Origin of the sequence: Microcystis sp. LEGE 08355 (assembly GCF_015207185.1) — a bacterium.
GTDB classification, from domain to species: Bacteria; Cyanobacteriota; Cyanobacteriia; order Cyanobacteriales; family Microcystaceae; genus Microcystis; species Microcystis panniformis.
The window spans coordinates 1-11,133 of the sequence record NZ_JADEXI010000102.1; the positions used below are offsets into that span (position 1 = coordinate 1).

At 41.0% G+C, this 11,133-nt stretch carries 15 protein-coding genes and 3 pseudogenes; 5 read left to right on the top strand and 13 right to left on the bottom strand.

Annotation, left to right across the window (positions count from 1 at the left end; all coding sequences use genetic code 11):
* Positions 1-188, top strand: a pseudogene (locus IQ242_RS25960) (hypothetical protein); the annotation flags it as partial.
* A 47-nt stretch (positions 189-235) separates the two neighbouring features.
* Positions 236-1,033 carry a formylglycine-generating enzyme family protein gene (locus tag IQ242_RS07500; RefSeq protein ID WP_193959539.1) on the top strand — a complete coding sequence of 266 codons (798 nt, stop codon included), beginning with the start codon at positions 236-238 and terminating at the stop codon, positions 1,031-1,033.
* Between the two features lie 193 nt (positions 1,034-1,226).
* On the opposite strand, the pseudogene IQ242_RS07505 reads toward IQ242_RS07500, so the two are convergent.
* A pseudogene (locus IQ242_RS07505) lies at positions 1,227-2,155 on the bottom strand (hypothetical protein).
* 166 nt (positions 2,156-2,321) lie between these two features.
* Between IQ242_RS07505 and IQ242_RS07510 the strand changes: the two are divergent.
* The 3 genes and pseudogenes from IQ242_RS07510 to IQ242_RS07520 form a co-directional block, all read left to right on the top strand.
* Positions 2,322-2,522 (top strand): annotated as a pseudogene (locus tag IQ242_RS07510) (PhoH family protein); the annotation flags it as partial.
* 24 nt (positions 2,523-2,546) lie between these two features.
* Positions 2,547-3,515 (top strand): cysteine synthase A, encoded by a 969-nt coding sequence (locus IQ242_RS07515; RefSeq protein WP_079207361.1) that lies wholly within the window; start codon positions 2,547-2,549, stop codon positions 3,513-3,515.
* Between the two features lie 157 nt (positions 3,516-3,672).
* Entirely contained in the window at positions 3,673-3,951 is a 279-nt protein-coding gene (locus tag IQ242_RS07520; protein WP_159296268.1) for a hemolysin XhlA family protein, read from the top strand.
* 375 nt (positions 3,952-4,326) lie between these two features.
* Here IQ242_RS07520 and IQ242_RS07525 read toward each other — a convergent pair whose 3' ends face one another.
* The 12 genes from IQ242_RS07525 to IQ242_RS07575 form a co-directional block, all read right to left on the bottom strand.
* Positions 4,327-4,575: a type II toxin-antitoxin system HicB family antitoxin gene (locus tag IQ242_RS07525; protein WP_002795687.1), complete on the bottom strand. Its 249-nt coding sequence runs from the start codon at positions 4,573-4,575 to the stop codon at positions 4,327-4,329.
* 129 nt (positions 4,576-4,704) lie between these two features.
* A complete protein-coding gene (locus IQ242_RS25965) occupies positions 4,705-4,911 on the bottom strand; it encodes a DUF86 domain-containing protein (RefSeq protein ID WP_272079423.1) in 207 nt (68 codons plus the stop codon).
* A 6-nt stretch (positions 4,912-4,917) separates the two neighbouring features.
* Complete coding sequence (locus tag IQ242_RS26690) at positions 4,918-5,049, bottom strand: hypothetical protein (RefSeq protein WP_255520617.1); 132 nt, start codon at positions 5,047-5,049, stop codon at positions 4,918-4,920.
* On the bottom strand, positions 5,036-5,425 hold the full coding sequence (locus tag IQ242_RS07535) for a nucleotidyltransferase family protein (protein ID WP_002795690.1): 390 nt from the start codon (positions 5,423-5,425) through the stop codon (positions 5,036-5,038). The genes IQ242_RS26690 and IQ242_RS07535 overlap by 14 nt, the downstream gene beginning before the upstream one ends.
* Before the next feature lie 378 nt (positions 5,426-5,803).
* The gene (locus IQ242_RS07540) at positions 5,804-7,786 is read right to left on the bottom strand and encodes an SUMF1/EgtB/PvdO family nonheme iron enzyme (protein WP_193959540.1); all 1,983 of its coding nucleotides are present in this window, start codon (positions 7,784-7,786) and stop codon (positions 5,804-5,806) included.
* A gap of 100 nt (positions 7,787-7,886) precedes the next feature.
* A complete protein-coding gene (locus IQ242_RS07545) occupies positions 7,887-8,048 on the bottom strand; it encodes a hypothetical protein (protein WP_158499339.1) in 162 nt (53 codons plus the stop codon).
* Between the two features lie 186 nt (positions 8,049-8,234).
* Positions 8,235-8,444: a BrnA antitoxin family protein gene (locus IQ242_RS07550; protein WP_081417880.1), complete on the bottom strand. Its 210-nt coding sequence runs from the start codon at positions 8,442-8,444 to the stop codon at positions 8,235-8,237.
* 4 nt (positions 8,445-8,448) lie between these two features.
* On the bottom strand, positions 8,449-8,727 hold the full coding sequence (locus tag IQ242_RS07555) for a BrnT family toxin (protein WP_002772034.1): 279 nt from the start codon (positions 8,725-8,727) through the stop codon (positions 8,449-8,451).
* 113 nt (positions 8,728-8,840) lie between these two features.
* Positions 8,841-9,176: a DUF86 domain-containing protein gene (locus tag IQ242_RS07560; protein ID WP_052276537.1), complete on the bottom strand. Its 336-nt coding sequence runs from the start codon at positions 9,174-9,176 to the stop codon at positions 8,841-8,843.
* Positions 9,173-9,466, bottom strand: a complete 294-nt coding sequence (locus IQ242_RS07565; RefSeq protein WP_002770523.1) for a nucleotidyltransferase family protein — start codon at positions 9,464-9,466, stop codon at positions 9,173-9,175. The genes IQ242_RS07560 and IQ242_RS07565 overlap by 4 nt, the downstream gene beginning before the upstream one ends.
* Positions 9,467-9,528: 62 nt before the next feature.
* Entirely contained in the window at positions 9,529-10,296 is a 768-nt protein-coding gene (locus tag IQ242_RS07570; protein ID WP_193959541.1) for a PP2C family serine/threonine-protein phosphatase, read from the bottom strand.
* 13 nt (positions 10,297-10,309) lie between these two features.
* Positions 10,310-10,966, bottom strand: coding sequence for a VWA domain-containing protein (locus tag IQ242_RS07575; RefSeq protein WP_193959542.1), 657 nt, complete (start codon positions 10,964-10,966; stop codon positions 10,310-10,312).
* Positions 10,967-11,133 lie beyond the last annotated feature (167 nt).

Genomic DNA, 11,133 nt, shown 5'->3' on the forward strand with positions numbered 1-11,133 from the left:
CCCTTATCAAGGTAGGGTTGATTCATGAATCAACCCTACAATCAATTTTTAATTTAATTATAATCACTTACTTAGGGCTTGCTGAAAAAGTACGGGCGAAGCATTCGGATAGAAAATCTACGGTTTCACCGATAGGTTATGCCCGAATGCTTCGCCCCTACAGGACGCGGGCCGATACAGAACACTAAAACCCTTACCTCGTCTATATTTTATATTTATTCAGTCAACCCTACTTATGCCTACAATAATCATCCAAAAGACCCAAAAACGTCTTTTAATCTATAGAGAAAAACTCACCGATGAACTAGACATAGAATTAGTCAAAATACCATCGGGAACCTTTACAATGGGTTCTTCAGAACAAGAAAGCAGTGATAAAAGTGAAAAGCCGCAACACAACGTCACCCTGAAAAACTTCTTGATGGGTATTTATCCCATTACCCAAGCTCAATGGTTATATATTGCCCAAAGAGAAGATTTAAAAGTAGAGCAAGATTTAAACCCAGAGCCATCATATTTTAAAGGCAGCACAAACCCCGTTGAAATGGTAAGTTGGTTAGATGCCGTAGAATTTTGCCAAAGGCTATCCAAATTAAGTAAAAGAAAATATAGGCTACCAACGGAAGCTGAGTGGGAGTACGCTTGTCGAGCGCAAACCAAACCCTTAAATCTCGACAAAGGAGAAACCTACCCCCCCTATCACTTTGGGGAAATTCTTACCCCAGATTTAGCCAACTATAATAACAATCTCCAAAAAACCACCCCTGTTGGGCAATTCTACGCCAACGACTTTGGTTTATATGATATGCACGGAAATGTCTGGGAGTGGTGTCAAGATGATTGGCGCGAAAATTATGAGGAGATAAAAAAGAGCAAAAAACAGCAAAATCAGGCAGATAAAGTTCTGCGGGGCGGTTCTTGGCCCGACGATCCGTATGGCTGCCGTTCCGCTTTCCGCGGCATCCTCAACCGCCGCTCCGACAACTTCAACGTCGGTTTTCGGGTGGTGTGCGGTGCTGGGAGGACTTTGTAACCCTTTTTCTTGCATGAGTAGAAAACGGGTTTCTCGGAGAAGCCCGTTTTCTGTGGGTTACTCAACGGATTTAGGATAAATTGCTTGTTGAGACGAGACAAGAGGCAACAGTAAAGGGATTGGGGGAAGTTCAACTAATCTAAGAATAAGCGGTTTAAATGCGTCTTAGTTTACATCAACAGCTGCTCAGTTATTAGTATTCTCCCCCATCATTTTTTTCTGGTCTAAAAGATGATTATAGATCACACTTTTGAGAGATTGCCAAAAAGGAACTAATAAAATATTCAGAAGTAAGAAAATAGTAGTCAGACCATAGGGAAACATCGCCATTTGTTGGAAAAAAAGAGGATTTTCTGCGAGCGTTTGCCAGTACTCCGAAGAATTGACCGAAAAGGAAAAGAGAATTTTGACAGAAAAGAAAAAGAGAATTGAAGCCAAAGCCCCTGACAGAAGATAAACTGAAATAATTAATAAACTGGCAATAAATATCAGCATCAGCCCCACAATTCTCCAAGCCGAGTTTTTAGTTAAATGCCAACCTCTCTTGATTGCTTGCCAACTGCCTAAATTATCTTCAATTACTAAGGGCAATTCGGCAATGTAAATGCGAGCAGATAACCAAAGGAAGAAAAAAGGAAGACAGAAAAAAGCCAGTAAAATAAGCAATACACCAAGGATGGGGATAAAACTTACTAGCACCAGAGACAGCGTTATCGGCAAGATTATTGCCGCTCCCAACAAACAGATCAAAACCTGCATCCACCACAAGCGCCACATTTTTGGCTTAACTTTTTTTTCCGCTTGTCCGGCAGTTTCTGGCTGATAAATAATGTCTTGAAAAGCTAATCGTGAGATAACCGCACTATTGAAAAGATACTTAGCGGCCGAGAAAATTTGTACTGGGAAAAGAAATAAACGTAAACCAATATCGCTGCCTTGTTCGGGGGTAATTGTTTGATAAAGTAATTGACTGAGAATTAATTGCAAAATTAAGGGAAGAAGCGACCACAAACAGGCGCGGACAGCAAAGAATACATAAGTTTGGAAGCGATCACGATAAAGACGGAAGGCAGTATTAATCGTATTGCCAATAGTTAAAGGATCGAGGGAATTGTTAGTCACGGCGGGACTCCTTACAGAACGCCACCACTATATTAGGTTAGGTAACTAATCACAGCTAAAAAACTTCCAATTTAATCAATATTTCCAGCAAAGACAACAATTTTGCTAAAGTGGTAGAAATTGGCCAACGATTCAATTCCCCAGTGGAGAAAGTGCGATCGCATTGATGGTCTTAACTCTCTTGGAATCCGGTTCGCGCATGGTAGTAACCGGAGATGTCACCCAAACCGATTTACCGCAACAACAAGAATCGGGGTTAATTGCCGCTCAAAAAATCCTAAAATCAGTAGAAGGGATCGCTTTTTCTTACCTATCGCGGGCCGATGTGGTGCGTCATCCCTTGGTACAAAAAATCGTCTCAGCCTAGGAACAGCACGAAAAATAACAGATTATGGATATTAAAAATGGTTTCGTCGATGCGGTGGGTAATACTCCCCTAATTCGTCTCAATAGTTTTAGCGAGGAAACCGGCTGCGAGATTCTCGGTAAGGCCGAATTCCTTAACCCCGGTGGTTCGGTCAAGGATCGGGCCGCTTTATATATTATTCAAGAAGCGGAAAAAGCCGGTACTCTCCAACCGGGGGGAACCGTTGTCGAAGGAACCGCCGGCAATACTGGCATCGGTTTGGCCCATATCTGCAATGCTAAAGGTTATAAATGCCTGATTATCATTCCCGATACCCAATCCCAAGAGAAAATCGACCTCTTAAGAACCCTTGGCGCAGAAGTGCGTACTGTTCCCGCCGTTCCCTACCGAGATGCCAATAATTACGTTAAATTATCGGGGAGATTGGCCAGTGAGATGGAAAATGCTATCTGGGCCAATCAATTCGATAATCTGGCTAATCGTCGCGCTCACTACGAAACCACCGGCCGGGAAATCTGGGAACAAACCGACGGTAAAATTGATGCTTGGGTGGCTGCCACGGGAACCGGGGGAACCTATGCGGGGGTGGCGATGTTTTTAAAAGACCAAAATCCCCAGGTGCGTTGTGTGGTGGCGGATCCGATGGGTAGCGGTTTATATAGTTATGTGAAAACCGGGACAATTACCCTGGAAGGTAGTTCAATTACTGAAGGGATTGGTAATAGTCGTATTACGGCTAATATGGAAGGCTCACCCATAGATGATGCCATTCAAATTGATGATCCCACTGCCATTAAAGTTGTTTATCAACTATTACAAAAAGATGGTTTATTTATGGGGGGTTCTGTGGGTATTAATGTCGGTGCTGCCGTGGCTTTGGCTAAACAAATGGGACCGGGCCACACCATCGTTACTGTTCTTTGTGATGGTGGGTCCCGTTATCAATCTCGTTTATATAATCCTCAATGGTTGGCTGAGAAAGGATTGGCTTAATCAGGAATTATCGGCTCATAAATTAGTGGAGATAATGGGAGGGGGAGGGCAACAATGAGGGAAGGCAGCAGGGGAAAATGAGGCGCAATGTTTGGCAAGCACTTGAGACAAGATAGACAATAATACTGATAACTATCATTATTAGGAGAATCATCAGATGTCAGTTACTATTGAACAAGACCTCAAGGAAATTTTAGGTTCAATTAATCAGAAGTTAGATAATCTGCAAAAAGATGTTATGGATATTAAAATAGTACAGGCGAGATTAGAGGAAAAAGTCGATAGTTTAGAAAAAGATATTGAAGGAGTAAAAGAAGATACAAAAGAATTAAAAGGCTCTCAGAAAGCCCAGATTTGGACGTTAATCGGCATCTTGGGAACAGCTTTACTAGGAACAGTTATTCGCTATATTATTCTCCCTTTTCCTCAATCATAATTAAGACAATGAATTTTGAACCGCCTTTTGCAACAGTTATTCCTCAATTACAGAAAATCACTGTAGGGGTGAAGCATTTGGGCATAACCTATCGCTGAAATCCTAGATTTTTTATCCGAATGCTTCGCCCCTACCCATCAATTTCCCATCTACCACGCACCACGCCACCACGCCCAACCTACAACCTAACCTACGGCTGATTGAGCAGAATCAGGCAGTTTAGGTGATGGCACGTTTTTAGGCAGATGAATTGCATCATTCAACCTTTATTTTATCTCAGAGAATAAAGAGCTTAGGTTGGGTTGAACGATAGTGAAACCCAACACTTTTAAATAATTGGGTTGGGTTTCGTTCCTCAAACCAGCCTACTTATTGCTAAATTTGTTGGTGTAATTTCGGGTGTGGCTGTGACAGAAAACTATCAGAAAAAGGTTTTTCTGGCTTTTCCCCACGCTCGGCACAAAAAGCTAAGTAATCTTCCACTGAATCAGCAAAAGCTTGCTGCAATTCCGCTACACTCTCTCCCTGAAAAGTGATAACATCTCGGACGTTGGCCACCTCACCGTGAAAGATACCCGCCTCGTCATCAAAAAAAACTACTGCTTCGTAACCTTTACAATTCATTCTAAGCGATAATTGTTTACTGTTCACTGCTAAAGGGTAATTCCGAGAAATCTATCTCACCTATTTGATCGATTACCCAGAGAGGATAGCAGTCATAATCTGCCATTAACTTAATTTTTTAAATTATTATCATTGGGGCAATGGTGGCAATAGAGACTGCAATTGTTCTAGCAAAGGAGAAAGTCTTACTGTAATAATATTCCAGACAATTTCTGGTTGAACCTGATCGTACTGATGGCTAATAATATTTCTGAGGCCAATAATTCCCCTCCAATCAATTTTGGTGTGTTTTTGTTGAAAAGTCTCAGGAATTCTACGGGCTGCTTCTCCTAAAATTTCTAATTATCTTTCCACAGCACTTTGTAACAAAAGACTCTTGGAATATTCTTCCAAAGAAACATCTTGAATAAATTCTTGGATATTAGTAATAGCTTCGACCATATCCCAAAGATATCCAGCCTCACGACTGTTCATGACGATAAATTAGCTGATGAGTTTTTAAAATTTCGTAACGACGATAGGGGTTTTTCAGTCCCTCTTGATTAACCAAGTCAACTTTGCGTCCGAATATCTCCTCTAATTCTTCTTTCATCTGAACAATATCAAACAAATCCCAGCCATGATTGGGAGCAAACTTATAAAGAACATCAATATCACTATCAACTCGAAAGTCTTCCCTTAATACTGAACCAAATAAAGACATTTCAAGAATTTTCCAATGTTGACAAAAATTAGTAATTTTGCTTAAGATAACTTGAGCTTGTTTTTTCTTAAAACCAGAATTTAACAAGATTTTTTCGGCCTTGTTGGTGGTTATTTTAACAACCTTCGCTGTAATAGCTTGTTTCATTGGTGAGCAAAATCCCCCAAATTATCCTTGACAAAACACTTAAGATCGTTAAGGTTACAGTAACCCGCCATGTAAAGTCGGCTGGTAGGCTACACCAACATTAACACACCCTAGGAGATCGGCGCTCACTTTTTCGTCCGTAGTCTGATCGTAGGTTAGGCCAAACGATAGTGAAACCCAACATTTTTAAATCATTGGGTTGGGTTTCCTTCCTCAACCCAACCCACGGCTTTTTAACAACCGATAACTGTTTCATTTTTCATTGTCCTTAACAAAATTTAACACTACCTCAATTTTTTCAAAAAAATCGACCCGCCACTAGGCGGGAAAAAGAGAAAAAGTAAAAAAGGGTAAAAAAGGGTAAAAAGAGAAAAAGGGTTACAGAGTCCTCCCGGCACCGCACACCACGCGAAAACCGTTGAAGATGAAGAGGTCGGCGCGCCAATCGTCGAAGCTGCGGAAAGCGGAACGGCAGAAAACCGGAAGGTCGAACCAAGAACCGCCCCGCACTATTTGATAATCATTATCATTTGTCAGCCAAGCACTGCCATCTTTTGGCGCTCCGATATAGTTATCGTGCCAATCGTCTTCGCACCACTCCCAAACATTGCCACTCATGTCATGGAGTCCCCAAGCATTGGGCTTTTTCTGGCCCACAGGATGAGTTGTCCCCTGAGAATTTCCGTTATACCAAGCGTAATCTCCTAACTGATTAGCATCATCACCGAAATAATAGCGAGTAGTAGTCCCCGCACGACAAGCATATTCCCATTCCGCTTCTGTGGGGAGGCGATAGGTTTTCCCGGTTATTTGACTCAATTTCTGACAAAAAGCTTGAGCATTGTTCCAACTAACACTTTCTACCGGATTTTGGGGATTATTTTTAAAGAGAGAGGGATTTGTTCCCATTACCGCTTGATATTGTGCCTGAGTGACTGGATATTTCCCAATCGCAAAACTGTTGACTTTAACTTGGTGTGGAGGCTTTTCCCAATCCCTAGCATCGCGATCACTATCAGGAGAGCCCATGAGAAATTGACCTGCTGGTAAGTTCACCATTTCCAGTGTTATTCCCTTGGGTAGGTTTTCTGTAAATGGGGTTGGCTTTGTAAACCTGACAGATACAGGACTTGGAGAAGGAGGAGGAGTAGGATTCTGACGAAACAACTGAGCGAAAATATTACTAGCGACTGTCCCTACTGTAACTAACCCCAAATTTATTAAGACTTTACGACGCGACCATCTTTGAGGAGGTATAGGTGAAGGAGATGATTTAATCGATATTGGGGGAGGTGGTGGAGCTACTTTAGGTGACGGTGTAGATGTCACAGTAGCGATACTTTTGCTTGCAAAAATATCAAAATTTAAATCACTAAATCGCTCACACCAATAACACTTTCCGTAACTGCGACTGTAGTAATGATTATCAACTTTGCCACAGCGTATAACCTCATTTAATGCAACTTCCAAAGTATCGCACCATTCCTTAGCCGTCGGTCGTCTGTGGGGGAATTTATGTCCCTCATTAAAACAGCGCAAAAATAAGGCGTGTAAGTCGGGATGTAAAATATTTAATGGGATTGTTGTATTACTAGGTACAAGCAATTTATCCCCAGAAAAAGGCCAGAGTCCCCGTCGAATTAGTTCCGACTGTTCCAGGGAATCCCCTCCTCCTTGCCACAATCCCCGAAACGGCGGCCCGCTAAATAATAGATAATAAATAACAACTCCTAATCGAAAGCGATCATGCACTTCTGTTTGATCTACATCTGCTAGATTCACTCCGATTAATTCCGCCGGTGTAAATCCTTCTGAGCCAACTAAACACCGATATATTTTACCGCTATAGGGATCTGATACTTGAAATGAATCTGTATCAATAATTGTAGGCAACGCCCGATTATTCACCAAGATATTTTCTAGCTTGATGTCTCCCAAAACATAACCTTTAAGGTGAATTGCTTGGATAATAGCGGCTATATTCCGCGCTACTACATGAAGAAAATACCAATTAGTTTCTAACTTGTATTGTTTTCTCAATTTGGGGGTACAAAGCTTTAATAATGTTTCTGAACCCACCACTTCTGGCATTAAAAAACCAGCGACTTTTCCCTGGTTATCTTCTAAGATAGAATAGGGCCAAGCGAAGGAAATATGGTTAAGATGAGCATTAGGATCCCCAGGCCGATTTCTCACCATTAACTGTAATTTATCAACCCTTTCATTATGGGGATTGTGGTAGATTTTCGCTAAGTACCCATTAAAGTTAGTGTGCCATACTTTCGCTTCGCCACTGTCGGCCATTTCTTGCGTCAGGGTAATCAAGCGATTCTGTAGTTGACAGCGATAAGTTAAAGACATCAAAAAATCTCCGAGTATTTATGCTGTTCAGTCCCATCGTAGTTGGGTTGAACAATAGTGAAACCCAACATTTTTTAATAATTGAGTTGGGTTTCGTTCCTCAACCCAACCTACAGATACTTTCATTATGGGGATTGTGGTAGATTTTCGCTAAGTACCCATTAAAGTTAGTGTGCCATACTTTCGCTTCGCCACTGTTGGCCAATTCTTGCGTCAGGGTAATCAAGCGATTCTGTAGTTGACAGCGATAAGTTAAAGACATCAAAAAATCTCCGAGTATTTATGCTGTTCAGTCCCATCGTAGGTTGGGTTGAACGATAGTGAAACCCAACATTTTTTAATAATTAAGTTGGGTTTCGTTCCTCAACCCAACCTACAGATTACTTTTGATAGATTTTTTGCTCACGATTGTTTGGGGTAGATGTAATCAAATCAGGTTCATTGTTTTTTACTGCTGCTGCTGTTCCATCACTTCCCGCAAGATGTAGTTAATTTGTGTCTCATATCCTTTCCCTTGAGCTTTTAACCATTCTAATATATCTTGATCTAGTTGGATGGTTAATTGCTGCTTTGATGTCGAAAAAGATACTGTTTCTTGGGTAAAGAATTCATCACCTAACGGCGGAATATCAGAATAATCGATATTCTCATCCGTCATCGCATCAATTCTCTTCAAGTCGCTTTTGATAGATTTTTTGCTCACGATTGTTTGCCTTTCTCATTGAGATTATACGAGTTTTATTAGAGCGAGGGGTATGGACGATTAAGACAACTCGACCTTTCAATTTGCCAAGCGTAATATATCTTATCTCACCATAAACGAAACGGCTATCCTCGAAGGTAACACATTTACCACCAAAAACTAGCGGTGCATCCTCAAAACTCAGTCCGTGCTTCTCTAAGTTAGCGTCGCTCTTGTCTTGATCCCATTCGTACTTCATTGTTTGAGGTAGATTCGTTAATATTAGCTTCCAAGGTAGTGCCTTAGTCCCATCGTAGGTTGGGTTGAACGATAGTGAAACCCAACATTTTTTAATAATTGAGTTGGGTTTCGTCAAATCAATTCCTGTAAAATAGCTTCGATTTGTCCTTTTAGAGGAGGAATGTCATTTTTAACAATATCCCAAATAATCTCTAGATTGATACGAAAATATTCATGAATAGTTAAGTTTCTTAGATCGCTGGCATCTCGCCAAGGAACTTCGGGATATCTTGCTTTAAATTCTTGAGAAGTTGCTCTAGCTGCTTCACCAATAATTTGTAAATGATAGACAATCCAAGTTTGAATTAATTCTTGTTGTTCAAACAGGGTTTTTCCCTGTCGAGCATACTTTTCTAAACGCTCAATTGCTTCTAAAATATCCCGCAAGCGTTCGCTATCATCTCTCATAGTGGTATTGCTTCTTTTAGTACCCGCTCTCTGATTCTATCTTTAAGTCCCTGTTCGGTAACAATATCAACTTTACAGCCTAACAAGGCTTCAAGTTCTCGGATTAACGGCAAGGGAAACCAGGGACTCCGACGTTCGCTACAATAATCAATTAATAAATCAATATCGCTTTTTTCGTCAGCTTCTCCCCGTGCAACAGAACCAAAAATTCGCACGTTATTTGCGCCGTGTTTAGCCGCAATAGCAATAATTTTTTCTCGTTTGTTTTTGAGTAATTCGTCAATTTTCATGATTTACTTAGTCCATAGTCTTATCATAGGTTGGGTTGAACCAGAGTCAGAAACCGGGTTTGTCAAACAAACCCGGTTTCTAAACAAAAAGCTAGGAGTAAGGTTTTATCATCGGTTGTTAACTTATTTAAATCCTCCCGCTCTAAAAATTCTTTGAGGTCTTCATTCAACGGAGTTTCTGTCTGTTGCAAATATTCCTCTAATGGCTGAAAAAAAGGCGGAAAAGGCTGCCAATTTTTATAATCGATCGATACCTTTTCCACTCCATCTGTCGCCACACAAATAAACGCAACTGGCTCATTTAAAACTTTTATTTGCATATCCTCCAAAGCATTACTAGAAGTAACAAAAGTGGTTTCATTGATGTATTCCCCCTTGTCAGGCTGCAACAATAACTGATAATTTCCTCCCAGAGGTTTGAACACAATAAAACCGTCTCCTATCTGCATCGATGCTAACCGTTTTGAAGTAACCAAAACAACCAGTAAAGTTGTCGCTAGATCATTAATGTCTAACTCTTCTTTTTCGGCTTCTTCTTGGAGAATTTGCTGAACATAAGCCAACAGTTGCCGGAATATTTCCTTTAATTCGGCTTCAGTTCCAGTGGCAGCTAATGCTGTTTTTTTGAAATTTTCCTCTAAAAATTGCAGCGCTGCTTTAACTGTTATTTCTGCACCTAAATCCGAATGTTTGGCACTACCGGCCCCATCGGCCACGGCTCCAATCAAAACATCCTGACCCAATACCTTATAATCACCATAATCTTGACAGGGTAATCCCGTTTGGACGTGAAAACTACCGACCACCGACTGACATAATGTTCTCCACATAATTAACTGTCCTCTAGGTGGTAATTTGTCCCCAATTCACTGGTGGTAAAGTGATCGCCGCTCCAATTTTACCACCAGAAACTCGTTTCATTGAGTTACTTAACCACTGAAATAAATCCCGAAAATCTAAACCATTGAGTAACACGGGGGGATTATTAGAAATCTGTTTGAGCTTCTCCATATCAGCACCCTGAACACCTACAGAAAAAAATAAAACCCGATTTTCTGCTTCTGCTTGTTTTACCCGTTGCGCCGCCAGATTCCATTGATCCGTAGGCGCACCATCAGTAATTAAAAATATCCAGGGGCGATAATATTGGATACCATGATTTCTATAAATCGCTTTACGATCTTCGATTAAATCTAAGGCCAATTCAATCGCTTGTCCCATGGGGGTTAAGTCTCCTGCGCTTAAAGTAGGTGGCGTAAATTGGTCAATCCCGACAAAATCTTGCACGGTTTTAACCCCTCCCTTACCAAAGGTAACAATGGCAGTTTCTACACTCAACGTCGCTTGGGTATCCCGCATCACATCCTGCTGAAAGGTTTTGATACCATCATTGAGAGCCTTAATCGGTTCCCCTGACATTGAACCAGAGGTATCTAGTAGTAGTACCACAGGACAGCGATTTTCCTGGTTTTCGAAAAATTCAGCCACACCAATCGGCATTTTTTGCAAGCCTCCTAATTTTTTGAACTGGGGGAACTATGGGAGTTTTAGCAATTGGGATTATCTACTTTTTGTCCTATTATATTATCTCTGCCAGTCCCATCAGAAAAGATAGCTTTCCCTTAAGCAGGCAGATCTTAAAAGTTGCCAGACACCCCCATTATTAA

Coding starts and splice junctions, on each gene's coding strand:
- IQ242_RS07500 (WP_193959539.1), top strand. CDS start 236: ATGCCTACAATAATCATCCAAAAGACCCAAAAACGTCTTTTAATCTAT.
- IQ242_RS07515 (WP_079207361.1), top strand. CDS start 2,547: ATGGATATTAAAAATGGTTTCGTCGATGCGGTGGGTAATACTCCCCTA.
- IQ242_RS07520 (WP_159296268.1), top strand. CDS start 3,673: ATGTCAGTTACTATTGAACAAGACCTCAAGGAAATTTTAGGTTCAATT.
- IQ242_RS07525 (WP_002795687.1), bottom strand. CDS start 4,575: ATGAATTGTAAAGGTTACGAAGCAGTAGTTTTTTTTGATGACGAGGCG.
- IQ242_RS26690 (WP_255520617.1), bottom strand. CDS start 5,049: ATGAACAGTCGTGAGGCTGGATATCTTTGGGATATGGTCGAAGCTATT.
- IQ242_RS07535 (WP_002795690.1), bottom strand. CDS start 5,425: ATGAAACAAGCTATTACAGCGAAGGTTGTTAAAATAACCACCAACAAG.
- IQ242_RS07540 (WP_193959540.1), bottom strand. CDS start 7,786: ATGTCTTTAACTTATCGCTGTCAACTACAGAATCGCTTGATTACCCTG.
- IQ242_RS07545 (WP_158499339.1), bottom strand. CDS start 8,048: ATGTCTTTAACTTATCGCTGTCAACTACAGAATCGCTTGATTACCCTG.
- IQ242_RS07550 (WP_081417880.1), bottom strand. CDS start 8,444: ATGACGGATGAGAATATCGATTATTCTGATATTCCGCCGTTAGGTGAT.
- IQ242_RS07555 (WP_002772034.1), bottom strand. CDS start 8,727: ATGAAGTACGAATGGGATCAAGACAAGAGCGACGCTAACTTAGAGAAG.
- IQ242_RS07560 (WP_052276537.1), bottom strand. CDS start 9,176: ATGAGAGATGATAGCGAACGCTTGCGGGATATTTTAGAAGCAATTGAG.
- IQ242_RS07565 (WP_002770523.1), bottom strand. CDS start 9,466: ATGAAAATTGACGAATTACTCAAAAACAAACGAGAAAAAATTATTGCT.
- IQ242_RS07570 (WP_193959541.1), bottom strand. CDS start 10,296: ATGTGGAGAACATTATGTCAGTCGGTGGTCGGTAGTTTTCACGTCCAA.
- IQ242_RS07575 (WP_193959542.1), bottom strand. CDS start 10,966: ATGCCGATTGGTGTGGCTGAATTTTTCGAAAACCAGGAAAATCGCTGT.